The following is a 26,978-nucleotide window of genomic DNA, read 5'->3' on the forward strand; positions in this document are numbered from 1 at the left end:
ACCATATTACTAGATACTCCAGCCTAATTCTAGGTGTTTTTGGAAAAAATATCCCAGCCCCTTATTATCATTAGTATAATGTTAATTACTGTTTCAATGATCTTCAGAGATAGATAGGTTATTGATAAGCAAAAAAAAACCAAGCTCCCCTAAGAAAACTTGGCTTCACCTAATACCTATTATTTTCTAGAAAAAACCACTCGATCTAAACCACTAATCTGAATGCGATCTCCGGTTTTAAGAGTCACAGTCACACTAGTAACCTCATAATAATTCGCTGTACTTGAAAGAATTTCATTTACAAGTAAATGATATCCTCTGTGAATAATTAAATTCCCAGCACCACTTGAAGTTGTGATTTTATACTTCCCAGCACTAATATCTTTACCGACCGTCCAGTAACCAGAATGCAAAATATTCGATTTCACATTTGAGACACGAGTAAACTGCACACTATTTAACCCTAAAATCTGAATACTATCACCAGCTTTAATATCCGTTGTCACAACCGTTACACCAAATCCATCATTACTACTCGATAAGATCTCATTTACAGAATGATTGGTGCCCGAGCCAATAAATAAATTGCCACTACCCGAACTTGTAGTAATCTTATAACGACCAGCCGGTAAATCTTTACCTGCCTTCCATGTACCTGCACTTAAACTCTTAATATAGGGAACTCTAATCGTTGCCGTAGTTTTTTTACCATTGGTAGTTGTCGATGTAATGGTAGCTGTCCCCGCACCAACTGCAGTGACTTTCCCTTTACTATCTACTTTTGCCACTTTCGTATTAGAAGATTTCCATTTCACTGTTTTATTCGTTACATTACTTGGGCTTACAGTTGCAGATAAGGTTATTGTTTTACCTTTAATGAGCGTGACGGAGGTCTTATTTAATTTAACAGACTTGGCCAAAACAGGTGGAGTAACCTTAACTTGTACCTTTACTACCTTAGCACCGTTAACTGTAGCGGTAATTATCGCCGTACCTTTGGCTACAGCGTATATTTTCCCTTTACTATCAACGGTTACAATTCTTTTATTAGAAGTTTTCCACTTTACCGTCTTATCAGTGCTATCCGATGGTGAAACTGTGGCTGAAAGTACCGCTGTCTTACCAACCGTTACGGATAAACTTGTTTTATTTACTTTCACTGTTTTTGTAGAAACTCTAACGGCAACAGTCTTAAATACTTTAACATTATCACTAGCAGTCGCCGTAATCGTCGCAGATCCGTTGGCAATTCCTTTAATATTACCAGTCGCATCCACTGTGGCCACTTTCGTGTTTGAACTTTTCCATAAGATCGTCTTATTTTCCGCATCAGTCGGGGCTATTGTCCCGTATACTTTTACCATTTGATTATTGGTGATGTTTAAAGAGGATCGACTTAACTTCAAACTAGTGGGTACAACTTTCATTACGGTCACATTAATACTTTTTTTGATAGTAGGATCACCATTTGCGCTAGCCGTAATGGTGGTACTTCCAGCTTTAAGCGCTTTTACATTTCCTCTTATATCCACTGTTGCAATATCTGGATGACTGCTAGTCCAACTAACCGTTTTATTAACAGCAGTAGATGGTTTTACGGTCGCTGTTAACTGTGCCGTACGGTTTACCAGGAGTGACAAACTTGATTTGTTTAACGTGATACTTTGCGGAACAAGAATTTTTTCCTTCAAGCTCATTGTTCCTGTCATCATCAAGATATAGATTTTATCCCCTGATGAAACTGTGTATTCAATCGGATTATCATCAGCATATAAACTAAGAAATCCAATTTCATGATATTGTGGATCATAAATAGTAACATAAGCAAAATCATTGTAAACTTCTGAATCATTAATTTCTAAAGTGTATGTCCCAGCTGGAATATCAGTACCCACTTCGTAAAAACCAACTGACATATGGTTTAAGTCCACGCTAGAGATTGGCTGTACCTCTATGTTAGACGCACCATAGTCTAATTCAACCTCGATTTCATCTCCATCTTTCAAACTCGCAGTAAATCGATCAGAGTAGTAATACTTATCACTATCCAGCGCTTCATTTAGATAAATGTCCGTTCCGCTACTAATTCGAATAGTAGCTGTACCTTCTGAAATATGAAATTCCTTTAATCCTGCAGAAATTTCTTCCCCTACCGTATATGTACCATTACTTAATGAGCTATTACTTGCTGCCTGTACCGAACTGCCTACTGAAACCGAGAGTAACAGCATCATCATGAAAAATACTTTCATCAATACCTTCTTGTTCATAAACAAACCTTCTTTCATATTTAGGAAATACCTTTTATAAAAGAGAAAGGTTGTAGCACATCTCCCCCGCTACTATACTACTAGATACTTTGACCTAAATCTAGATAGTTTGGAAAAAATAACCTCTATTCTATAGTCATTACTATCATATTCATAGATAAAGGAACCACTGGTAGCTGCTGAACTAGAATGGTGCCCATACCTATTATTGTGAGTGGTTGTAAATTTCCAACTTCCATCCAGCAAATGTCGTAAGTTTCGGAAAATTTGTAGTAAGTGACCGCAATTTCGTCGTAAGTCTCATTTATTATGTAGTAAGTGTCTGTAAATTTGTAGTAAGTGCCAATAAAGGTGTAGTAAGTTGGTCCTTTGTCAATAAAGTGGGCACTTGTAAATCACTTGGTAACTAAAAAAGTGATTCCTAGGTGCAATTTTTAACACACCAAAACAATCATCTATTTGTGTTATGATGAAAATAAATTTATTTAGGGGGGATGACTGCGATGATCCAATACAAAGAGCTCCACCATGTTAGTCTAACGGTTACTAATTTAGAACGCGCCAAGCATTTTTATAGCAGCATCTTATGTTTAAAAGAAATACAACGTCCTAATTTTGATTTTCCTGGTGCCTGGTACGAAGTTGAGGGACAACAGCTCCATCTAATCGTTCTTCCTACATCACAAACGATTCGCCAAGATAAACGCCTGAGCAGCAGAGAAGGTCATTTTGCACTAAGAGTGCAGGATTACACAGAGACGCTGAATTGGCTGAAGAGTAAGGATGTTGAACTGTTAGAGAAACCCAATGGCATGAGCGGTTTTGCGCAAATATTCTGTGCGGACCCTGATGGGAATCTAATTGAACTAAACGTCGATCAAAAAGACCTTTAGGAAACCAAAGTAAAAAGGAGAAGTGCGCGAACACTTCTCCCCTCTAACAGCCTATCAACTTCCCCATTCATCCAATAAAAATCATAATCCCCAATACAACAATTACCAAAGAAAGTAAATAGACCAAGTCTTTCGATAATATTTTAGTTGTTTGATAATAAGTTCTGTCTCTTGTACCCGTAAATCCACGCGCTTCCATTGCGATCGCAATACGTTCTGATTTTCTAATTCCTTGAGTAAACAGTGGTAAAGCGTACCTCATAAAAGCTTTCCAACTATTTTTTTGCTTGTAACCTCTGACTTTATGAGCCGTCTTCATTTGGTTTAGTTCAGATTGGAAGAGTGGGACAAAGCGGAACCCCGCTAATAGCCCATACGCCCATTTAGGTGAAAGTTTACATTGGTGAATTAAACTCATGATGAACAAAGTTAAGTCTGTTGTAGAGGTGAATAATAATCCATACGTGACAAACGCTAACATCCTTAATCCAATCGTTAAGCCATGATTCATACTCTCATGAGTGACATGAAACCAAGCCCATTTCCAAATCGTTTCTTCTCCTTCTCCAAAAGCCGCCATCATCCAAAATACAAGAATAAAAAAACCTAAATAAGGCAATAGCCTTTTCAAAAGGTAAGTCATTCTCCATCCGCCTAAAAAAGTACCGATCAATACAGCAAGTAACCAGATCAAAAAAGTCACCTTTGGATTGGAGATCGCCATTAAAAGAAACATCACAATCAAATGGGAGAGCAGTTTACAGGCAGGATTGAGAGTCGCTAGGAATGAATCGTTAGCCTTCATACCAAAACCCCCTCTTTTCTTGCATGCATCAACTGGTAATGGAGTGGTGGAATTAACGCACTTTCACGGAAATTACTCGGATTTGAGAATAACTCATAGGGGGTCCCTTGAAAGGTTACACTTCCCTTGTTGAAGAGAATGACCTGATCAGAATAACCATCCACCAAATCCATATCGTGGGTGACCATGACAATCGTTGTTCCCTGGTCCTGCCGCTCCTTTAAGCGTTGAATCAGTTCGTTTGCTGTTTTTTCATCCTGACCGAATGTTGGTTCATCAAGCAATAATAAATCTTGATCAAACAATAACATCGTCGCCACACTTAACCGCCGTTTTTGTCCTAGACTTAGGGTAAACGGATGAGCATTTTGATGCGATTCCAATCCAAACTCCTCTAACAATTGGCTGGTTTTGGTATGAACCAGCTCTTCGGGCCAATTTCGTTGCCGGCCGCCAAAGGCAACTTCCTCAAAGACAGTATCCGTAATGAATTGAAGTTCTGGATTTTGAAAAACAAAGCCAGCTTTTTCATATAATTCCCGTTCTGACCATTTTTTTAGTTCCGTATCTTGAAAGTAAATTTCCCCTTTTTTAATCGGCTCCAAACGGATCAGACTTTTTAAAAAGGTACTTTTCCCGCTTCCATTTTCTCCGACGATGGAAATCCATTCCCCTTTATGAATTTTTATATCAATATCGCTCACGATGGTCTTCTTCCCATAGCCAATTTCAACATGTTCGGTGCGGAGTAAAATCTCGCCATCCTTGAGCGGTTTGGTTTTTTTCAGATTAGCAAGTTTAATAGATAGAGGATGCGCGTCATTTCGAACTACTTCCTCCCACTTGTCTGGAAACAACTTAGGGCGCCAAATACCCGCTTCTTTCATTTCATTTTTAAAATTCAGGAGCATTTCCTTCGGCTGACCATCCCCGATAATACTTCCATTCTCATTTAGGATAATGACTCGATCCATCCATTCGATGCAGCCGTCTAGGACATGTTCAACAAATACCATCGTATGGTTTGTCTTTTGGGCTAATTGATTCAATAAAACAAATATCTCATTCCGGCCTGCAGGATCTAGTTGGGCTGTTGGTTCATCAAAGAAGATGACTTCTGGTTCTAATGCCAGCAAACAAGCTAACGCCAATCGTTGTTTCATCCCACCTGAAAGAGTTTCAATGGGTGTTTTCTTATCGACCATCAGCCCTACTTTATCCATTAACTCAGCAATGATGGGGTCCATTTCGTTGCGCGGAATCGATCGATTTTCGAGACTAAACGCAATTTCTTCATCGACATGGAGCATGCAAAATTGCGAATCAGGATCTTGAAACATCACTCCGGCATCTTTCCTGCAGAATACTTCACCACTTACCTCTGCCTCCAAATGCTCAGGGATAATACCTGAAAGAGCGGAAATCAACGTCGATTTCCCGCTCCCACTAGGCCCTAGTATTAATACCTTCTCGCCTTTATTGATGGACAAAGTAATATGACTGAGTATTTTTTCAGAGCGATTAAAAAAACGAATCGAGAGATCCTTACATCCCAGAAACATTTCCATTTACGTTTTCCCTTTTCCTTTTTTCCTTCATCAATTCATATTGTTCTAACACACCTGTTTTTGCGAGTGCGTCCACAACTACCTTCGCTAACAATCCACCGAGAATCATTCCGCTGATGATATGAATTCCTAATGTTGTAAAAAATACTTCCTTCGAGTAATAACCCAAACCGTTGGCGATTAAGTTATAAATCATGCTGCCAACCGCTGCAAAAGCTCCAGATAGCATTAAAGTAAATAGGTTGTAGCGTTTATATCCGAATATGGCGAATGCGATTTCTGAACCGATCCCTTGAAAGACACCTACTAAAAGGGCCGACAAACCAAAATGACTTCCTGTTAATAACTCTACTGCGGCCGCTGCAACCTCTGCAATAAGCGCTGCTCCCGGTTTACGGATAATATACGCGACGATTGGACTAGCAATCACCCAAATCCCAAACATAAAACCTGCACCCACCGGCCCGACAAGAGCGGAAATGGGAATCCACAGCGTCGACCATCCTAAATAGATCACTCCACATGCCACCGCTAGTATCACAGCAAGAACGACTTCTTTCATCTTCCAAGTCATCATTTCACTACCTCCATTTTCACAGGCCATTCTTCGAGTTTATAGGCCATATCCCAAAACATATATTCCAGCTGACAACTGATTAAGAAATGCTCCTTCATCTTTTCCTTTTCTCTCTCGGTTGCTAGCTTTGCCCACTCATCAAGACGGGCACAAAATTTAGTTGTAATCGAATCGGTACGATTTCCATAAAAACTGATCCAATCATAAAAGGGATGAGAGCGATCAGGATTAACCTCCGTTAATAATCTTTTCCCAATTTCCCAATACGTCCACGGACATGGTAATAACACAGCTAAAATTTCCCCTAATGTTCCTTCGTGCGCAACGGTAAGCATATGACGCGTGTAATGAAGGGACGAGGGAGATAACGGATATCCATGTAATACCTCGTAAGGAACACCTGCTACTTGACAAAAGTTATTATGCGGATGGATTTCACTGTTTAAGATAAAAGAAATCTGCGTATTAAACATATCCATATCTTCACGATTCTCACACTTAGAAACCGCAATTCCATAGATGCGAATAAACGAATTCAAATATTCAAAGTCCTGTTTAACATAATGAATCAATTGTTCCTTTTGTAATTCCCCATTGGCGATTCCTTGCACAAAAGGATGTTCAAAAATCGCCTCGAAAATAGGATCTGCTTCTTTTCTTAATTCTGCTGAAAAACTCATAAATTTCTCCCCCTTATTGGTTTTAATGGAAAGTCTCTAGAAGGGGCGGCTGAATTTTCAAGCACGAAAAAACCGCCCCAAAAATGGAGCGGCTGAATAATTATATCTATCCATACACGAACTCCACTTTCCTACGCTAGTATGAACTAGATCAGGTTCAAAGGGTCCAAGATAACTCTCGTCTCAGCCAAAAAACGGCTCCCCTAGTGGTCTTCCTATTAATTTAACCTTCACTCTACACTCGATGGTTAATGTTGTCAATCAATTAAAATCTTAATTATAAAAATAAACCAAATGGATTATAGATGCACTGAAACTCGAAGGTATTTTCAATTAGTATCCAGAAAATGTGGTAAGAGTCCGGAATTATATAGATTCGCTGATAAATGTTTGATTTCCGCTGATAAAATGGCCCAGTTCGCTGATATCTCCCAAAAATCCGCTGATAAACTACTCCCCTCTAACAACCTACCAATCTACGACAAATTTCGGGGCGTGACAGGCACATTACGCTTCCACCGTCTTCGCAATAATGGCTCCAACAACCAGCCCCCATACAGGTGCACTAATATGGAAAAATGATACTTGCGATAACGCGATGAGGAACGCAAATAGGGCACTTAAGCGATATTTATTTTCGGAGAAACCCAGCTGCAAACTAGAAAGAAGGACGCCGATTAGCGCAAACCCTGCTAGCATGGACACAAAAGCGTGGGGTAATGATTGAATAAACGGTACAATTTTCCAGGCGAATACTCCAAACAATAATGTCAAAACCCCTGATACCACCGCTGCCATATACCGCTTTGATTTTACCCCTGCATCCGAACTAGAACAGATGGCGGTCATCATGCCAGCAATATTTGCACTTTGCCCCCCGAAAAAACTGGCAATAATCGAAAACACTCCACTAAAAGAAACAATTTTTCGAATGGGGGGTTCAAAATCCGAGCTTTCTAGTGCGCCGATTCCAGGTGCCACATCATTACTTAGGATTAACATGGCCAGAGGCAGACCTAATGTGACCATCCCCATCCATGTAAATTCCGGCATTTGTATGGATGGTAGGAAAAAAGCAATCTCCTTAGATGAGCTATGTAGATCTTGGGTTAAAAACAAAGTAATAAAAGCGACAACCACTGCGACCATAACGGCCGGGATCCGTTTTGAGATTTTCGTACTGATAAAAAAACTAAGCAAGGCGAATCCGCCTACTAAGGGTAACGCCTTAACGTCTTGGACAAGCTGAGCAACATAATTGGTGACCAGGCCCGCCAGCATGGCTGCAATGACTTCTTTCGGAACCCATTTAATAATTTTAGTAAAAAGTCCTGACAACCCAATCAGCAAAATCAGCAGCCCTGACATCACATACCCGCCAATTAGCTGGGGATAAGTAAAATGTGCTGTCACTGTCGCTAAAAAAGCAACCCCTGAAATCGAGTGAGCTCCGGTAATGGGAATTCTAAATAACAGAGGCATTACAATCCCTAACACCCCTCCAAAAAAATAGACGGCAAACATCCAATTGATGGTTTGCTGATTAGAGAAATTCCCTGCTGTTGCTGCCTGCAGAATGATTAACGCTGGACCTGTCATGACTAAAGTACTAGAAATTAATCCAGAAGATACGTTTTGAGTCGTTAGATCTTGAAAAATTGATTTCCTTTTATTTTCACGTAATGATTCAATTGGTTGCTCTCTAACTAATCTATTTGGCTGCCCCATTTTTTCTCCTCATACCCTTCTTCATATAAACGACTTTTATTGTTAGTTTAGACAACCTTCTACAAAATGTATAGGACAAAGGCAATCTTCGACAACCGTTAATATAATTAAAAAACTCACTGGCAGCCCTTATCATAACAAAAGGGATGGGGAATAAACTAGAGGAAAAAATAGCTTAAAAAAGGGAAAAGGAGCGAAAATAATGTGATTCCTAATGGAGCTTGAGGTCCAAATAAATCATGATCCGGGTTTGATAAAAAAAAGGGAATCCCAAAGATAACTAGATTCATTCCTCCGTAAATCAAACCTTTACGCACCCACCCTGATGGTAAATAAACATGAACAAAAGTATAGATGATACTGTTAGCCAATGAAAAACCGATCCCGAGTAATATTAACAAAAATGTCCCTTATACACTTCCTATGGTTACCGCTCATCTAATTTTTCAACCTCCACGGGCACCATACACTTCCTATGGTTACCGTTCATCTAATTTTTCAGCCTCCACGGGCATCATACGCTTCCTATGGTTACCGTTCATCTAATTTTTCAACCTCCACGGGCATCATACGCTTCCTATGGTTACCGTTCATCTAATTTTTCAACCTCCACGGGCACACGCTTCAACTAAACTAAAAAAGGAGAAGTGCGCTAACACACTTCTCCCCTCCAACCTCTATCAATCTCCGAAAGAAATTACTTTTTAATTAATTCTAACGATACTGGAACAAACTTCTCTACAGATTCTTTCTTAAATACTTTCATCGCTGTTTGTACACCTTTTTGGCCAATTTCAGCTGGCTTTTGCGCTACAGTTGCTGCCATTTTACCATCATTTACTGCTTTCACTGCATCATCCGTTGCATCAAAACCGACAACAATGACATCATTCATTCCAGCTGCTTCAAGTGCTTGAAGAGCTCCTAACGCCATTTCATCGTTGTGTGCAAACACGGCTTGGATATCTTTATTGCCTTGAAGAATATTTTCCATTACTGTTAATCCTTTAGCCCGGTCAAAATCTGCTGCTTGCTTGGCAACCACTTGGATATCAGCCACAGCATCAATGGCTTTGTGGAACCCTTCGCCGCGTTCACGTGCTGCAGAAGAACCTGGGATTCCTTCTAATTCTACGACTTTACCTTTTTTGCCTAACTTTTCAAGAATAAAGTCACCAGCCATTTGACCACCGGCCACATTGTCAGAAGCGATATGGGATACAACTGTTCCGCCATTTGCACTACGGTCAACCGTGATCACTGGAATGTTTGCATTATTTGCAGATTCGATCGCAGCTTTAATCGCATCAGAATCAGCTGGATTCACGATTAAAACGTTTACACCTTTTTGAATTAAATCTTCGATATCACTTACTTGCTTCGCTGAATCGTTTTGCGCATCCACCGTAATAATCTCAGTATCTTGTGATTTTGCTTCTTTCTCAGCACCTTCTTTTAACGAAACAAAGAAGGGATTATTTAACGTTGAAATCGAAAGACCGATTTTTAATTGATCGTCTTTTTTCTCTTTCGCAGAATCCTTTTCAGAAGAAGAGGAAGGTGCTTTTGTGGAACAACCAGCTAAAACAACCATAAGTAATATTAAAAACAGAAACCCTTTTAATAGTTTTTTCATCTTTATGATTCCCCCATAATTTTATTAGGCAGTTTTTTTACGATCAAGCAAGACGGCTAGTAAGATGACACCTCCTTTAACTACCTGCTGGTAGAAGGAGCTTACATTCATTAAATTCAAACCATTATTTAAAACTCCAATAATGAGTGCCCCAACCAATGTTCCAAAAATCCACCCTTTACCGCCTGAAAGACTTGTCCCGCCTAAAACAACGGATGCAATCGCATCCAGTTCATAAGAAGCACCGGCAGTAGGCTGAGCAGAGTCCAATCGAGAGGCAAGGATAATCCCTGCAAGTGCAGAAAGCGTCCCTGTAATCGAGTAAATCCAAACTTTCACATTTGTAACCTTGATTCCTGATAAAATCGATGCCTCTTCATTGCCGCCAATCGCGTAAACTCTGCGGCCAAACGTGGTTTTTTTCAGGATAAAATAAAGAATCAGATAACAAGCGAGCATCCAAATGACGGGAACGGGAATCCAGCCAAAATAACCTCTTCCCATGATTTCAAAAAATGAACTCGTCGAAAGCCCAGTAATCGGTTTACCATCGGTGTAAACCAAGGTAAGCCCGCGGAAAATTGTCATCGTCGCCAGCGTTGCGATAAACGGAGCCACTTTTCCTTTGGTGATAAATAGACCATTAATGGCCCCCATCACCGCACCTGCTCCTAAACCGATTAACATCGCAAGCGCAGGATCCATTCCATTTGCTAACATCCCAGCGGTTATCGCGGAGGATAAGGCTAAAATCGACCCCACCGATAAATCAATCCCACCCGTTAAGATGACGAAGGTCATTCCGAAGGCAATTAACGCATTAATCGATACTTGGCGCAAAACATTAAAGATATTATCTAAGGTTAAAAAGCTAGAGCTGACGATGGATAGAATGACTGTAATCACAATTAGCCCAATTAGCGGACCTAGCTTTTGTAAGATTTGGAACTTCGAGGACTTCATTCGTTACTCCCTCCAGTGGCGGATTGCATAATATTTTCTTGGGTTGCTTCTGACTTCTTAAGCTCGGCGGCTAATTTTCCTTCATGAATGACGAGAACCCGGTCACTCATCCCTAAGATCTCAGGAAGCTCCGACGAAACCATAATGATGGAAACTCCTTGTTTCGTTAAATCGTTCATTAATTGATAGATTTCTTTCTTCGCCCCCACATCGACCCCGCGCGTTGGCTCATCAAGAATTAAGATTTTCGGATTAATTCCTAACCATTTTCCAATGACAATTTTCTGTTGATTCCCACCACTTAAGGATTTGACACTGATTTCACGGCCCGATGTTTTGACATGGAGCTTTTCAATCATTTCATCGACCAGGTTCATTTCTGTTTTCGTGGAAATCACACTTTTAGTAGAAATTTTATCGAGCGTCGTGATCGAAAAATTCTCGCGAACGGACAGTTCGAGAATTAATCCTTGGCTTTTTCGGTCTTCCGTTACAAACGCAATTCCAGCTTTAATCGCCTCATACGGAGACTTGATCGACACTTCCTTGCCATCAATGAACATCTTACCGCCATCAACGGAGCGATAACCGAAGATCGCTTGCATGATTTCACTGCGGCCAGCACCCATCAGGCCCGCTACGCCAACTATTTCACCTTGATGAACGGAAAAACTAATCTTTTCGAAGGAACCTTTGCTCGTTAAATTTTCGACCTTGAATCGTTCCTGGCCAACGACCGTATCTCGTTCCGGAAAACGCTCACCCAGCTGTCTTCCAACCATTAATTTGACAATTTCATCAAAGTTGGTCTTAGCCACTTCTTTGCTATCAATGAATTGCCCGTCCCGAAGAACTGAAATCCGGTCACAGATCTGAAAAATCTCTTCCATCCGATGGGAGATATAGACGATCCCGACACCTTGTTCCTTTAAGGCGGAAATCACTTTAAAAAGGGCCTCAATTTCCCGATCTGTCAGCGCGGCTGTTGGCTCATCCATGATCAGGACTTCGGTATTGGCAGCTACCGCGCGGGCAATTTCAATCATTTGCTGTTGACCAACGGATAAATTTCCTGCTTCCGTATTCGGATCAATTTCAATTCCTAAGCGGTTCAGATATTCTTTCGTCTTCCGCTTCATTTCTTTATCTTTCGTAATCCCAAACCTGCCGACCGTCAGCTCTTTGCCGAGAAACATATTTTCATAGACCGTGAGATAAGGGATAATATTTAACTCCTGATGAATCACAGCAATTCCCGTTCGCTCTGCTTCCTTTGGATTTTTAAAATGAACTTCTTTTCCTTTGATAAAAACCTTCCCAGCATCCCGTTCGTAAATACCGGTTAATATCTTAATTAACGTCGATTTCCCTGCGCCATTTTCCCCCATCAGGGCATGGATTTCACCTCGTAAAAGCTGAAAATCGACTTGATCCAAAACCCTGTTTCCAGAAAACGATTTGCTGATGCCCTTCATTTCGATGATAGGTGTGAGGCTCATATTAGAAAATCACTCCTGCGTGTAAAATGATATTGGCATAGGGAGTTGCTTCACCGGTACGAATCACCGCTTTCGCTTTCTTCGTTAACGCCTTTAGTTCTTCATGGGTAAGATAGTCAGTTGGAATACCATTTACTAGATTCGTAACCTGCGCCTCTACTTTCGGATTCTGCCCTTTGATTTCATGCGCAAGGGTTACTTTTTCGACCGCCATATCCGCTAATACCACTCGCAGTGTTTCCATAAACGATGGGGTCCCCAGGCTAAGAGCAAGGTCAATTCGGATTGTTTCTTCCGGGATTGGCAGTCCGCAATCCGCAATCACGATCGTATCCGTATGACCAAGCCTTGAAAGGACCTCGGAAATGTGACTATTTAATATGCCGTTTTTCTTCATAATTCTTCCTTCCTTTCCCGTAAAAACGTCCGAACCTCTTCCATCGTCGGCATGCCGCCTTGGGCTCCAAGCTTGGTAACCGAAAGTGCCGCAACCGCCGTCGCAAACTGGCAGGCCTCCGCCAAAGACGCCCCTTGACTGATCGAATACGCGAATCCACCATTAAAGGAATCCCCTGCACCCGTCGTATCCACAACATCTACTTTAAAACTAGGAATCTCCACTTTTTCCTCTTGAAAAAAAGTAATCCCTTTTGAACCTCTGGTAATAATACATTTCTTTAACATTGCTCGCCGCTCTTGCTCCGTCCATTTGACCGAATCAAAGAGTAATTGTTGTTCATACTCATTCGGAGTAAGATAATCGACCTTTTCTAGCAATTCCTTCGAAAGCGGCTGAATCGGTGCAGGATTCAAGACAACCTTTACCCGATGCTTGTGGGCAAGCTCGACTGCTTTTTCGACACTTTCAAGTGGTATTTCGAGTTGAAGCAACAAGATATCACTTTTTGCAATCACGTCCTCAAACGATGCAACAAGCGCAGGCGTCACATGATAATTCGCACCTGGAATCACAATAATCTGATTCTCTCCATTCGAGATGGTAATCGCGGCGATCCCCGTCGAGGTATCTGTGACCGGTTCCACATTGTCCACATTGACACCCTGTTCTTTCAAATGCTTCAATAAGTCCTGGCCAAATAAATCCTGGCCGACACAGCCAATCATCGTCACATCCGCGCCTAATCTTGCAGCGGCAACAGCCTGATTGGCGCCTTTTCCTCCAGGAATCGTATGAAAGGATTCCCCCATCAACGTTTCCCCTAGAATCGGTACTCGATTGGTACTCGTCACTAAATCCATATTAATACTGCCGATGACAGTTATTTTTCTATTTTTCAAATGTTATCACTCCTAAGCCCTTGTAGATTGGCCTTTCATTAATGAAACCTCAAACAGATGATCAAGCTTCGGAACGGTCTTTCCTTCAATCAGTTTTAGCAACAGCTCACCGGCTGTAGAACCCAGTTCATAAATCGGCTGAGCCATGGTCGTGATTTCAGGACTGGTTAATTGGCTCAGCTGGATCCCATCAAAACCGATTAACGATAGATCGTCTGGTACCCGAATCCCCAACTTTCTAGCCGCCTTTAAGACGCCAACTGCCATATAGTCGTTCCCTGCAAAGATCCCATCAATATCAGGATTCGTAATCAGTAACCTCGTGGCCGCCTCTGTTGTCTGCTCCACATGATAATTTCCATCCACCACTAAATCCGGGTGAAACCACGGTTCGTGCTCCACCTCAGCTAAGTAGCCTTTATACCGTTCATCCGCATTACTAATGTCGTGCGGACCGCGAATATGGGCAATTTTTTTGCAGCCAATCGTCTTCAAATATTGAACCGCTTGCCTTGCCCCTTCCATATTGTTAACGGAAACAGAGGGCAAATCGCTACTGATTGGCCTGTCTAACGCCACGATTGGGATATCTTTATTTTTAATATGCTTAGGCGTCAATGTACTCGTGACAATAATAATTCCATCCACATATTTCTGCTTCATGACATCCAAATACATGATTTCCTTTTCCACTTGCCCATCCGAATTACAGAGGATCAATGTATATTCCTGACTGCTCATCACATCTTCGATCGCTCTTGCCACTTCAGGAAAGAACGGGTTCTTAATATCCGGAACAATCAGGGCAATCGTCTTCGACTGTTTCTTAAAAAGACTTCTGGCCACCTCATTTGGCACATAATTTAATTCCGAAATGGCGAGCAGAACCTTCTTTCTGGTTTCCTCGTTGATATAACCTTTATTATTTAAAACTCTAGAAACAGTGGCAACAGACACGTTTGCTGCAGCTGCTACATCCTTAATCGTGCTCATGCTGTTCACTCACTTCCCTTAATGAAAAATTTCTCATTTAATTTATGTAACCCGTTACATACTCTTGTAAAAAAAAAGTGTTACCATTTTATGTAACCCGTTACACATACTTTAAAAAAAGGTTGGTAACCATACTGAAATCTAAATTTGTGTAACCCGTTACATACTGGTCAAAAAAATATCGATCCATTTCTTTTTGTAACCGCTTGCATTTACAAGTTTATTTTAGGGGCTATTATATTTGAAGTCAATACTTTTCTTATTAATTATTTTACAATAATTTAATTGTTACGTTTTTCTTCACATTTCGGACAAATTGGTTTTCTTCAAGTTCACCTTCCTTTTACCGTTGAATCGTTTTTCTACTCCCGACAGGCACCAAAATACCCCTCAATTACCACTTAAAAAGTAAAAGAACTTTTTCGGCCTACCCCCAAAAAACCGTCCCCATGGTCTTATATTTATGTTTTACGCCACAATTTGATAAAAAAAAGAGCCCTCGGGCTCAATGTTAATAAAAACTATTTCTACTTCTCTTTCCACATAAGATGCATTTGCTGGTGTAATAACTATACTTATGTCGTCTCCGAAAGAAACATAGGATGGATTTAAACTTCAAATAGAACAACTTCCCTTTGAATGATTAATTCCGGCAGTCCTGCTATCATAGCTCAACTTTAGATTTGGACTTTGCGTCCCTACTTTTCAATATGTTTTCCTTTATCAGATTCATATTAAATCCTATCGAAATAGTAGCACTACTGAGATAATTCAGAAAGACTAACAATTCGACGTAAATCAACATGTATAATAGTATTTAAGTTGGGTTACGGTATGGGGCGCTTTGCAACAAAAAAAATACAATAAATGATTATCATAAAGAGAGACCGTTCCCATGGCACGGTCTCTCTTTTATAAGCCTTCGGATTACCTCACTATCTTAGGCTCTGACAGTTGCAACTCTTTCTCTTTCACTAGTAAACTTTGGCAGAAAGTCTCCGTGTGCCTCAATTAAGTCGTCACACAAGGAGATGATATCATCCATTGATAACTCAGCAGCCGTATGTGGGTCAAGCATGGCTGCCTGATAAATATATTCCTTTTTCAAGGTAATCGCCGCTTCTATTGTCAGCAATTGAGTATTGATATTGGTGCGGTTTAACGCAGCAAGCTGTTCCGGAAGGTCACCTACATATGTTGGTGTGATTCCACTGCGGTCCGCAATACAAGGCACCTCTACACAAGCTTTCTCTGGAAGATTACTAATGAGTCTACCCGTATTGAGAACATTGCCGCCAAATTTAAATGGAACGTCTGTCTCAATCGCTTCAATAATCCGCGAGCCGTATTCACGAGAACGAACATGGTTCAGGGATTTATCGTTCACCAAATCTTCCCTCATCGCTGCCCAATCATTGATTTGCTTCTCACAACGGCGAGGATACTCATCAAGCGGAATATTAAAACGCTCAATTAATTCAGGGTACCTCGACTTAATAAAATAAGGATGATACTCAGCATTATGCTCAGATGATTCTGTTATATAATAGCCGAACTTATCCATCAGCTCGAACCGGACCATATCACTATGCTTTGTTTTTTGCTTTTCACGAGCCCTTCTCTTAATCTCAGGATACAAATCTACGCCATCCTTACTAACCTCCAAGAGCCAGGCCATGTGATTGATGCCGGCAATTTTCTCCTTCACACCCGTCCGGTCCATTCCTAAAGCTTCGAACAATTCTTTCGTACACACCTGAACACTATGACATAATCCAATAGTTTTAATAGAAGTATATCGGTTCATCACTCCTGTCAAAACGGCCATTGGATTGGTATAGTTCATAAACAATGCATCAGGACAAACCTCTTCCATGTCCTTGGCGAAATCAAGCATGACCGGGATGGTACGCAGGTTACGGAAAATCCCGCCGATTCCTAATGTATCCGCAATCGTTTGCCGTAAACCATACTTCTTCGGAATTTCAAAATCGATGACTGTACTTGGCTTATAGCCCCCAACCTGGATCGCATTAATCACATATTTCGCGCCTCGTAATGACTCCTTCCGATCCAAATAAGCTTTAATTGTAATATTTTTCCCAAGACTTTCTCTTAAATTTTTCAGCATTTGCTCAGAATCCCGTAAACGCTGTTCATCAATATCAAATAACGCGAATTCAAATCCGTCCAACGCATCAACAAACATGCAATCTCCTAATACATTTTTTGCAAACACCGTACTACCTGCGCCAAGAAAAGTAATTTTAGACATAAGTAAACCTCCATACGTAAATTTTTCGATAAAAATTATCCTTTAACCGATCCAGATGCTAATCCTTTAACAAAGTGCTTTTGCAATAGTAGGAACAATACGACCATCGGAAGCACGGCCATGATGGCGGCAGCCGCAACTAGATTCATCCGGTTGGCATTTTCCCCAAAGAATCCGGCTAACGCAACAGTGATCGTTTTGACTTCTTCTGCCTGAAGGAAGAAAATCGCAAATTGGTAATCGTTCCAAATGAATACACATGAAATGATGAGGATCGATGCTGTCACAGGCTTCAATAGCGGGAACACAATCCGGAAAAAGATACCGAGTGTAGTGGCCCCATCAATTTTCGCTGCTTCTTCCAGTTCTTTCGGTATCGTTGAGCGAATAAAACCTGAATACAAGAAAATCGTTAGCGGCAAGAATGATGCCACGTTATTAAGAATGGCGATTTCGTGCGTATTCATCATCCCTAAATCGACCACCAGCTTATACAATGGAACTAATGCCGTTAAAGGCGGAATCACCATAACCGCGATAAATAACATGAAAACAAACTTATTCAACTTCGATTGCCTTCTGGCCAGCGGATAAGCGGCCATCGATCCAAAAACAATCAACAGCAAAGCACTCACAAACGTAATAATCGCTGTATTTGAAAGCGCATTGCTCAAATTTGCCGTTTCCCAAGCCTCCGCAAAGTTTTCAAACGCTAACACTTCTGGAAAAACCCACTTCGAACTAAAGTCTCCTCTTGCTTTTAGTGCGGTCGTAATCAAGATATAGAAAGGGATTAAGTGAAAGGCCGCAATCAAAAGGGCTAACCCGGAAAGAAGCCACTTTTTCTTTTTATTCATATAGTCCATTACGCTTCAATCTCCTTTCGTTTGAAGTACACAAGCGCTGCCAAGCTGAGGATCAAAATAATAATGGCCATAAACACTCCCTGTGTCGCGGCATATCCAGCATCCTGCCTGTTAAAATACAGGTCATACATAAAGGTGGACATCGATTGGGAGGCATAGCCCGGACCTCCGCCAGTAAGCGAGATAATCACATCGAACAACTTTAATCCGCCGATGATATTAATTACGATGTTGATCGTAATTGAAGGCATTAACATCGGCAAGGTAATGCTTTTAAACTGCTGAAAAGCAGAAGCGCCATCCATTTGGGCTGCTTCATAGAAATCCTTTGAAATGCTTTGCAATCCAGCCAGATAAATAATCATCGCAATCCCAACAAACTGAAATGTATTAGCAAACACAATCAACCAAATATTAGTCGAGGGATCCCCTAAGGCATTGATTTTTTCCTGACCGAAAAACACAAGCAGATCATTCAGTGCCCCTCCTTGAAAGGCGAAGAAGAAATACCAAATGTACCCCATGATCAGCGGGCTGATAATGACCGGCAGGTACACAACCGTCCTCGTAAAACATCTCATTCGAATACTCTGATTTAATAAAAGTGCATATCCTAGGCCGATCACATTCTGCAAAATCGTACTGCCGACCCCGTAAAGCAGGGTGTTTTTTACCACAAGCCAGGTATCAGGATCCTTCAACATCCTTGTATACTGATTAAACCCAATGTAGTCGTACGTTTGCGAAAAACCGTTCCAGTTTGTAAACGAAATTTTTATACCGTTAAGAAAAGGATAAAGGATAAAAAAACAGACGGCAGCGAGAGCTGGAAGATACATCCACCAAAGCGAGGATTCCTGCTGCTTTTTACGTTTCCTTTTCACTTCTACAGATGAGTCAGCAATCGACTGCTTTCTAGCTTCCACTCCTATCAAAGTCACCAACTCCTAGAATGTTAGTTTGGGAGGAGGGCAGAATATGTCCTCCCTCCTATCGCTAAACTATTTCTTCTGGTCTAGCAATCTTTTATATTCCTTACCCATTTTTTCCGAAACTTCTTCAGGTTTCATCGTCCCAGATAGCAATTCCTGACCGGTTGCACCCATTGGATCCCACATTCCGCTTGGCAAGTAAACGCGGTCAAAGTAAGGCTCAACTTTTACATCCTTATACTTTTCGTAGTATTCAGAGTAATAGTTTTTCGATTCGGTATTAGTCAGACCAGCTGGGAGTGAGGTACCCTCGGCGATTTCTTTCACAATCTCCGGCTGTGAGATATATTCGAGAAACTTTTTCGCTTCTTCTTTCACTTTCGAATTCTTCCAAACCGCTAACGTATGACGCTCGCCGCCAATCCAGCTCGGCTCATCCCCTTCATGGATGACAGGCATTGGAATCACCCCAAGCTTAACGCTCGGGTTCAGTTCCTCAACTGAAGGACCAAGCATTCCCCCGCCAACAATAAACCCAATTTTACTCTGTGCCATTAAGTCAACCATCTGATGATTTTGAGCGGTCAAGACATCCTCATTAAGGAGCTTCTTGTCATGCATTTCCTTCAGTTTTTCTGGTAAAAACGTATAGTTGGACCAGTCAAACGTTCCGTTTACCAGTTCCTTTTGGAAATTTTTATCACCTGTAACTAATAATGGTGTCGCAAACTGATCAAAATATTGGCCGAACGCTGACTTATCGGAACCAGCGAACCAAAGCGGTGTTACTTCTCCTTTTCCTTTTTTCTTAATGGTTTCGAGAGCTGTCATGAATTCATCGAACGTAGCCGGCGGCTCAATTCCATATTCCTCTAGAAGTGATGCGTTATATGTAAGTCCGTCCTTCGCCTGATTAAGAGGATAGGCGTAGACTTTTCCGGATTCGTCCTTTAATATCTGTTCCAGCGCCGGATCAAGATCCTTAACCCAGTCCATATCTTTTAAATCTTCAACATATTCCCCGTAACGGTGAATCGCCCATCCGTGAGTATCAAATAAGTCCGGCATATCATTGGCCGCCATTTTGACCCGCAGCATTCCTTCATAACCATCTGCAGGATAATTTTCCTTAATATCAATATCCGGATTTTCTTTTTCATACTTTTCAACAACATTTTGAAGTGTGATCTTATCTGCTTCATTGGTTACAGTTGAATACAAGGTTATTACCGTCTTGCCATCTTTTGCTTCCTTACTGCCAGCAGCTTTATTACATCCTGTTACAATCGTCGTCAATGCGGCAGCAATGGCCACTGTTTTTAAAAGCTTTTTCATCAAAACGCCCCCTCAGTATTTTTGGAATAACACTGGGTACTTTTACCCAATAAGTGAGTTCGTTCTCTTGATAGTAGTTGGGAGCATCTATATAATAGAAAGTAGCTCCCTTTCGAAGATGGAGTTAACTGTTTATGGCCCTTGTTGAAGTGATTGCAGTCACTTTTTCAAACCTGGCACTAGCTTATTTGCTATGCCAGGAGGCCTATTAATATGTGAGAAATCCATAATCCCCTCTTCCAAAAACCACCTCCTAAAAGACTATAAGTCTATCAACTACTTCTTTTTGCAGCTTTCCCTGACCACTAATTCTGTCGGCACTTTCACGGTTAATGGAAGCTCCCTGCCATTAAGACGCTCTAGTAAAAGTTTTACCCCAATTCTCCCCATCTCCCTGGTATGCACTCTGATTGTCGTCAAAGGTGTACTTGCAAATTTCGCTGCTTCAATATCGTCAAATCCGATGATAGCTACATCATCAGGAACCTTGATTTTAGCTTCCTGTAAAGCTCTTAAGGCACCAATCGCCAACGGATCACTGGCAATGAAAAAAGCCTCCGGAAGTTTCCCAGCACTAATCGCCTGTTTCATTAATTCGTAACCCTGGGCCATTGAATACTCACCAATATATACACTCTCGGAATCGTACAACTTTTGTTCTTTCATGATTCGCTCAAAAGTGGTTTGACGTTTATCTTCCGAAATGAATTTCTTATTTTTGATATGCTCCTTCTCAATCCCCCCGATATAGCCAATGCTTTTGCAGCCAGTATCTAAAAGGTACTGTAAAACCTTTTCTGTTGCTCTTTCAAAATCAATAATGACCGCATCATAAAGGTCCTCGTTTGGCGAGTGATTGATATAAACAACATTTTCCACCTTGCTGATGGCCTTTAACGCCGTCTCTTTAATTCTCCCGACGACAATCAATCCATCAAGTCCATCAATCATTTGATTAGCCTCTGTTTCATGTAATCGAAACGTGGCCGTATTGATTCCATATCTTGCAAGCTCTAGTTCAATACCTTGGCGGATGGATAAAAAATATGGATCACTGATCTCTTCATCCAGCGATTGGCAAAGCATAATCCCAACACTTAATTCTTTTCCTAAAGCTTGTTGTTTTTGCTTCATTCGTCTTTCCACAATCGTCTGATATCCAAGCTCTTTCGCAACCTGGAGAATACGTTCTCTAGTTTCTGGCTGAACAGAAATCGTATCATCGTTATTTAAAACCCTTGAAACGGTAGATGCAGATACTTGAGATTTGTCTGCGATATCCTTAATTGTAGCCATCTGTTAACCCTCTTTACCTTTCATTTGGTAACCTCAATAAAAATTTGCCTTAAAGTTACAAAATTATTTACTGAATATAACGAAAGAATAGCATCTTTTGAAAGTGCTTACAAGTAAATATTTTATTTTTTCTGATAATTTTTTCTAAAATACCCCTATTCTAATAACCTCTTTAGTAGAACATACTATAAAAACCTTAATATTGATTTATTTCTCCTCCAAAATATTTAGTAATATATTTACTAACCTTCATTAAATTAAGTAAATAGAACGATAGATCCCCTTCCTTATTGTCTTGCCAATCTGAACACCAATTACTTTCGACAAATATCGGGCGGTGCCTGTGTCACCGAAAAAAAGCGCTTGCATTAATAAAATGTTATATTATAATGCTTGTATACAAGTATACTCCTTAAGAGAAGGTGAATTTATGGCTGAATCAAAGGAATTTCTTTATCCTGAAAAATGGCTTTCAAAAGCTTCAGCTGGTGATCGTGTAACATCCGAGCTTAGAATGCGTATTATTTCGGGCATGATTGTAAGCGGTGCTATCCTATCTGAAAATAAATTAGCTGCCGATTTTGGTGTGAGCCGCTCACCCATTCGTGAAGCGTTAAGAATACTTGCATCTGAAAATATCATCCGATTAGAAAGAATGGGTGCGGTTGTCATAGGTTTAACAGAAAAAGAATATGCAGAAATTTATGATGTACGTTTACTCATTGAAACGTTTGTGTTTGAACGGCTAGTAAGGATGGACACGAATGAATTAGTAATGGAACTTAATAAAATACTAGAAATGATGAAAATTGCCATAAAATACCGAGATGCTGATGAGTTTTCCTATCAGGATGTCCTATTCCACGAAACAATTATTCGGTCAATCAATCATTCCTACATCCTGATGATCTGGGAAAATTTAAAGCCTGTGATGGAAAGCTTGATTGTTCTATCCATGCGCAGTCGTTTTAAAGAAAAGTATGAAGACTTTACACGGATCATCAATAATCATCAACTGTATATTGATGCGATCAAAGCAAAAGATCGAGAGCTCATGATTAAGTCGTTACATGAAAACTTTGATGATGTTCAAGAGAAAGTTGAAGACTTATATATGTCCCAACAGATGCTTTCAAAAGGATGAAAAAATCTGATAAACTCAAAAAAATCAGAAAAAAAATATAATAATTTCTTAATTAATTTAAGCTGAAATATATATAGCCAATTCAATGGCTTAGTATATTTCAGCTTTTCTTTACAACATAAAAACCTCGTTTTTAGCCTCGCCCTGTCCGAATGGGACCTGGATTCAAGCTTTAACTTTTAAATGAAATGGTTCAGGGAAATTAATGAAAAAACTGCACCTATTAATGATACGTTCTCCGCAACATATCTAAATGAGGTTTTTACATTTACACAAAATCCTCCTCAATTGCCATTTAAAATTAAAAAAACTTTATCCGCCTACCCCCAAAATCTTTAAATGATTATCTAAATTTTTGGAGATGGTCATTTTTTGTCGAAAAATCTGCCCGCGAGATTGTAGGATAACTTTCAGTTAACATTTTTTACAAATTCAACAGTATAAAATCAATCTATTACAATAGAATGATACATTTTTCAACACTACACCTATAGGAGGAGTCAAAGTGAATCGTGTTTTTAGGTGGATTGTTAGATCATTATTTGCACCTGTCACAGGAAATGCAGGAGCGGTTGCAAGTACACTTGGTTTTTTCATGGGGTTTTTCCCTTTAGATATTTTTAGAATTCCATTATTGCTTGTTCTTTCACTTTTGTTGCGTCTTAATATCATTTCCTTATTTCTTGGAACGTTGATTCCACTTTTTATACCAAAGATGAATCATTTACCCTTCCTGGATATGCGTTTATTGGAGGATTACTGGTTATTTTCTACCCTGAAGTCTAAAATACAGCTTTCACAAACTTTTGTCTCAGGGGTCCTAGGAGGCTTGATTGGTCTTGTCTGCTACTTTATTTTCCATTGGTTTTACAATTTAGGGCTGAAAAAGAGGGAGAGAAATCAAGAACATGTTTTTCTTGATCCAGCCAAAAGACGCTGGTCCATTATCAAACGAATGAGTGCAGGCTTTACGGTTTTAATTATTTTAGTATCGACTATTTTTATTGAAAGTCTTAATACGAACCCTGAATTTCCTGAACTACAATTGAATAAAAGCGCAGCAAAGAGCGGAATCGAGCCGATTAATAAAAGTTTCAGTGCAGAACAGCTTGCCACTCAGTTTCAAAAAACGAATCCATCCCCTCTTATGCAAAAAAATACGGGGCAATCGAACAAAAAACAAGAAGTGTATGGTTTTTACGTCGATTGGGACAAAAACAGCCATACTTCTTTTAAAAAGAATAGCGATTCGATTACAACATTAGTACCGGGGTGGATGCAGCTTACTCCTGGCCTTACCCTAAAAACCAGCACGGACAAGTCCATTATTGCAGAGGCCAAAGCCCATAATATAAAGATTCTCCCATTAGTGAATAATTTTAGTAATAATAAATGGGATGGCGAAACTCTTCACCACTTATTTATTACTCCCGGTGCTGAAGATCTTTTTATTAAAAAGATGTTGGAATATGTGAGAACAAATGACTTTGACGGAATCAATATAGACTTTGAAAATATCAATCCAAAGGACAAAGATGATTTCACTCATTTTATCGATAAAGTGTATGAGGCCTTTCATCCACATGGTCTCATGGTCACACTGGATGTTCCGCCGAATAACAACAGTTTTAACTATACTTCTTTAGCAACGAATGTTGACCGGATGATTGTCATGCTCTATGACCAGCACCACTCGATGAGTAAACCTGGACCTGTGGCTCCATCTGATTGGGTAAAAGAGAACTTAAACCAGCTCCATATTCCTTCTGAAAAATTGATTGTGAGTTTGGGAAGCTTCGGCTACGACTGGGAAGAAAACTCCCATCAGCCCGCAGATACGATGACGTTCGGCGATACCATGGATTTAGGAATTGAAACTAACCTCCAAATCCAATGGAATAAACAAATAGGCAACCCTTATGTACGCTACAAACGAAACGGGAAAAACCATGTTGTTTGGTTTTTAGATGCGGCTACATTTTATAATCAAATGAAGTTAGCGATGAATCGCGGTTCAAAAGGAATAGCGGTTTGGCGGCTCGGTTCTGAAGATCCTTCGATCTGGAATTACATGAATAAACCAAAAGAAATAAACGATCCATCAAATGCTCTCAAAACCATGGTCAACCCTAAGCCTGTTCACTATACAGGTGCTGGAGAGATTTTAAAAGTTGCCTCTCAATCAGAAAAAGGAAAAAGAACGATTCAATTGGATTCACATGGGTTGATACAAACCGAAACCTATACTATATTACCAAAGCCTTCTGAGATAGTACGGTATGGCAAACCGAAACATAAGGAAGTCGTCCTTTCCTTTGATGACGGTCCAGATCCAACCTATACACCACAAATATTGGACATTTTGGACAAGAATCATATAAAAGGGAGCTTCTTTATCATTGGAGAGAACGCGCTGCAGCATCCAGAACTGGTTAACAAGATGTATAAAGAAGGGCACGAAATTGGTAACCATACCTTTACCCATCCGGATGTTGCATCGATCACACCATTTCAAACGAAAATGGAGCTAAATGCAAATCAGCGATTATTTCAAGAAATTACCGGTCATTCGATGACTCTTTTCCGTCCGCCGTTTGTGGCCAATGCGGAACCGAGCACAAGGAACGAGCTGGAGCCAATAGTTCGAGCACAGGATATGGGGTATACCATGGTCGGTGAATTAATTGACTCAGATGATTGGCAAAGACTTTCTAGTCATGAGATTGTGAAGCGGGTGTTGGATCAGCTTCCAGAAGGAAATGTGATTTTGATGCACGATGCTGGCGGTGACCGCTCCAACACGGTAAAAGCCTTGCCTATTATAATTAAAGAACTCAAACAGCGCGGCTACACTTTTACCACCATCGCTGATCTAACTGGAAAAAGTAATAGTCAGATAATGCCCCCTGTTAAGGACAGCCCTTATTTGGTCTATGACAAGGCTGTATTCATGGTGTTACAAGGCTGGCACTTAGGATTAAGCTTCCTGTTCTACTCAGCGATCCTGTTAGGAATCTTACGACTGGCTATCTTCGTTTTCCTTTCAAGGAAGCAAGTAAAAAGGTATAAAGAGACCGTGATCGATCCTAGCTTCACCCCTTTTGTCAGCGTCGTGATTGCCGCCTATAACGAGGAAAAAGTAATTTGTAAAACAGTAGATTCTATTTTATCGAGCGACTACCCTGCTTTTGAGATACTGATTATCGATGACGGATCAAAGGATGATACGGCTGTTGTCGTTCAAGAAACTTATGCAAACTCATCCTTAGTCAGATTAATTAAAAAAACCAATGGAGGAAAATCTTCTGCTGTTAATCTTGGTTTTAAAGAGGCAAACGGGGAAATCGTGGTGGCTCTTGATGCAGATACACTCATCGCGGAAAATGCCATTTCATTGCTTGTTAACCATTTTAAAAATGAACATGTTGCTGCGGTTTCAGGGAATGTAAAGGTCGGCAATAAGGGGAACCTTCTTACAAACTGGCAGCATATCGAATATGTGACAGGCTTTAACCTAGAGAGAAGGGCTTTTGCAGCACTCAATTGCATTACGGTTGTACCAGGTGCCATCGGTGCATGGAGAAAGACGGCGGTAGAAGAAGCTGGATACTTTCAAGAGGATACACTGGCAGAGGATACCGATATCACACTTACCCTTTTACGCCAGGGGAAAAGGATTGAATTTGAAGAAAAGGCCTATGCCTTTACAGAAGTGCCGGAAGATATTAAAAGTCTGGCAAAACAGCGTTACCGATGGGTTTACGGTACGTTACAATGCTTATGGAAACATCGGGAGGCTTTATTCAATAAAAAACATAACTCATTAGGATTTATCGCTCTACCAAATATGTGGCTTTTCCAATATATTTATCAAACCATATCGCCTATTGCAGATATCTTGTTTATTTTAGCTCTGTTTAACCCGCACCCTGAAAGAGCAGCGATTGGATTTATTCTTTTTTACTTGCTGGATTTCTGTACTTCTCTCTATGCGTTTCGCTTGGAGAAAGAAAGTCCCAAACCCCTAGTCTCATTGTTCCTGCAACGAATCTTGTACAAGCAGCTGATGACCTATGTGGTGATAAAATCGATCTTCTCGGCAATAAAAGGAGTAACCGTTGGCTGGGGTAAACTAAAACGCAAAGGTAATGTAACACAGGAAACCTCGATGGTGAAGGTTAAGGAAAATATGTAATGGAAACTTCGCACAGGTCTTTCC

20 protein-coding genes and 2 riboswitches are annotated in these 26,978 nt (G+C 40.4%); of the genes, 3 read left to right on the forward strand and 17 right to left on the reverse strand.

All coding sequences use genetic code 11. The features are described 5' to 3' along the window. Positions 1 to 179: 179 nt before the first annotated feature. Positions 180 to 2,270, reverse strand: a complete 2,091-nt coding sequence (locus J7E77_RS03060; protein WP_214712259.1) for an Ig-like domain-containing protein — start codon at positions 2,268 to 2,270, stop codon at positions 180 to 182. Positions 2,271 to 2,773: 503 nt separating this feature from the next. On the opposite strand from J7E77_RS03060, the gene J7E77_RS03065 reads away from it, so the two are divergent. Beyond that, on the forward strand, positions 2,774 to 3,163 hold the full coding sequence (locus J7E77_RS03065; RefSeq protein WP_098935158.1) for a VOC family protein: 390 nt from the start codon (positions 2,774 to 2,776) through the stop codon (positions 3,161 to 3,163). Between the two features lie 67 nt (positions 3,164 to 3,230). Here the strand turns inward: J7E77_RS03065 and J7E77_RS03070 are convergent, their stop codons facing one another. From J7E77_RS03070 to J7E77_RS03145, 16 genes are all read right to left on the reverse strand, one after another. Continuing rightward, the gene (locus J7E77_RS03070) at positions 3,231 to 3,968 is read right to left on the reverse strand and encodes an energy-coupling factor transporter transmembrane component T family protein (protein ID WP_214712262.1); all 738 of its coding nucleotides are present in this window, start codon (positions 3,966 to 3,968) and stop codon (positions 3,231 to 3,233) included. Next, on the reverse strand, positions 3,965 to 5,536 hold the full coding sequence (locus J7E77_RS03075) for an ABC transporter ATP-binding protein (protein ID WP_214712265.1): 1,572 nt from the start codon (positions 5,534 to 5,536) through the stop codon (positions 3,965 to 3,967). Before J7E77_RS03075 ends, J7E77_RS03070 begins: the two co-directional genes overlap by 4 nt. Continuing rightward, positions 5,514 to 6,110: an ECF transporter S component gene (locus tag J7E77_RS03080; protein WP_214712411.1), complete on the reverse strand. Its 597-nt coding sequence runs from the start codon at positions 6,108 to 6,110 to the stop codon at positions 5,514 to 5,516. Before J7E77_RS03080 ends, J7E77_RS03075 begins: the two co-directional genes overlap by 23 nt. Next, a complete protein-coding gene (tenA, locus tag J7E77_RS03085; RefSeq protein WP_214712271.1) occupies positions 6,110 to 6,793 on the reverse strand; it encodes a thiaminase II in 684 nt (227 codons plus the stop codon). Before tenA ends, J7E77_RS03080 begins: the two co-directional genes overlap by 1 nt. A gap of 111 nt (positions 6,794 to 6,904) precedes the next feature. Further along, a riboswitch (TPP riboswitch) is annotated at positions 6,905 to 7,008 on the reverse strand. Positions 7,009 to 7,300: 292 nt separating this feature from the next. Beyond that, complete coding sequence (locus J7E77_RS03090; protein WP_214712272.1) at positions 7,301 to 8,521, reverse strand: benzoate/H(+) symporter BenE family transporter; 1,221 nt, start codon at positions 8,519 to 8,521, stop codon at positions 7,301 to 7,303. 697 nt (positions 8,522 to 9,218) lie between these two features. Next, the gene (gene rbsB / locus J7E77_RS03095; protein ID WP_214712274.1) at positions 9,219 to 10,157 is read right to left on the reverse strand and encodes a ribose ABC transporter substrate-binding protein RbsB; all 939 of its coding nucleotides are present in this window, start codon (positions 10,155 to 10,157) and stop codon (positions 9,219 to 9,221) included. 24 nt (positions 10,158 to 10,181) lie between these two features. After that, the gene (locus tag J7E77_RS03100) at positions 10,182 to 11,120 is read right to left on the reverse strand and encodes an ABC transporter permease (RefSeq protein ID WP_214712277.1); all 939 of its coding nucleotides are present in this window, start codon (positions 11,118 to 11,120) and stop codon (positions 10,182 to 10,184) included. Continuing rightward, a complete protein-coding gene (locus J7E77_RS03105) occupies positions 11,117 to 12,619 on the reverse strand; it encodes a sugar ABC transporter ATP-binding protein (protein WP_214712278.1) in 1,503 nt (500 codons plus the stop codon). Before J7E77_RS03105 ends, J7E77_RS03100 begins: the two co-directional genes overlap by 4 nt. Before the next feature lies 1 nt (position 12,620). Next, positions 12,621 to 13,016, reverse strand: a complete 396-nt coding sequence (gene rbsD / locus J7E77_RS03110; protein ID WP_214712279.1) for a D-ribose pyranase — start codon at positions 13,014 to 13,016, stop codon at positions 12,621 to 12,623. Next, a complete protein-coding gene (gene rbsK, locus J7E77_RS03115) occupies positions 13,013 to 13,918 on the reverse strand; it encodes a ribokinase (protein WP_214712280.1) in 906 nt (301 codons plus the stop codon). The genes rbsD and rbsK overlap by 4 nt, the downstream gene beginning before the upstream one ends. A 12-nt stretch (positions 13,919 to 13,930) precedes the next feature. After that, on the reverse strand, positions 13,931 to 14,911 hold the full coding sequence (locus J7E77_RS03120) for a LacI family DNA-binding transcriptional regulator (protein ID WP_214712281.1): 981 nt from the start codon (positions 14,909 to 14,911) through the stop codon (positions 13,931 to 13,933). A gap of 648 nt (positions 14,912 to 15,559) precedes the next feature. Beyond that, a riboswitch (cyclic di-GMP riboswitch) is annotated at positions 15,560 to 15,640 on the reverse strand. 211 nt (positions 15,641 to 15,851) lie between these two features. Continuing rightward, entirely contained in the window at positions 15,852 to 17,186 is a 1,335-nt protein-coding gene (melA, locus tag J7E77_RS03125; RefSeq protein ID WP_214712283.1) for an alpha-glucosidase/alpha-galactosidase, read from the reverse strand. Positions 17,187 to 17,221: 35 nt separating this feature from the next. Beyond that, positions 17,222 to 18,052: a carbohydrate ABC transporter permease gene (locus J7E77_RS03130; protein ID WP_214712284.1), complete on the reverse strand. Its 831-nt coding sequence runs from the start codon at positions 18,050 to 18,052 to the stop codon at positions 17,222 to 17,224. Beyond that, positions 18,052 to 18,891 (reverse strand): carbohydrate ABC transporter permease, encoded by an 840-nt coding sequence (locus J7E77_RS03135; protein ID WP_251027983.1) that lies wholly within the window; start codon positions 18,889 to 18,891, stop codon positions 18,052 to 18,054. Before J7E77_RS03135 ends, J7E77_RS03130 begins: the two co-directional genes overlap by 1 nt. Positions 18,892 to 19,053: 162 nt before the next feature. Continuing rightward, positions 19,054 to 20,319 (reverse strand): ABC transporter substrate-binding protein, encoded by a 1,266-nt coding sequence (locus tag J7E77_RS03140; RefSeq protein ID WP_214712286.1) that lies wholly within the window; start codon positions 20,317 to 20,319, stop codon positions 19,054 to 19,056. A gap of 276 nt (positions 20,320 to 20,595) precedes the next feature. Continuing rightward, complete coding sequence (locus J7E77_RS03145; RefSeq protein WP_214712287.1) at positions 20,596 to 21,615, reverse strand: LacI family DNA-binding transcriptional regulator; 1,020 nt, start codon at positions 21,613 to 21,615, stop codon at positions 20,596 to 20,598. Between the two features lie 430 nt (positions 21,616 to 22,045). Between J7E77_RS03145 and J7E77_RS03150 the strand changes: the two genes are divergently transcribed. After that, positions 22,046 to 22,759, forward strand: a complete 714-nt coding sequence (locus J7E77_RS03150) for a GntR family transcriptional regulator (RefSeq protein WP_168240990.1) — start codon at positions 22,046 to 22,048, stop codon at positions 22,757 to 22,759. Positions 22,760 to 23,264: 505 nt separating this feature from the next. Next, positions 23,265 to 26,954, forward strand: coding sequence for a polysaccharide deacetylase family protein (locus tag J7E77_RS03155; protein WP_308160366.1), 3,690 nt, complete (start codon positions 23,265 to 23,267; stop codon positions 26,952 to 26,954). Positions 26,955 to 26,978 lie beyond the last annotated feature (24 nt).

It is taken from the genome of Bacillus sp. ISL-77 (genome assembly GCF_018613105.1).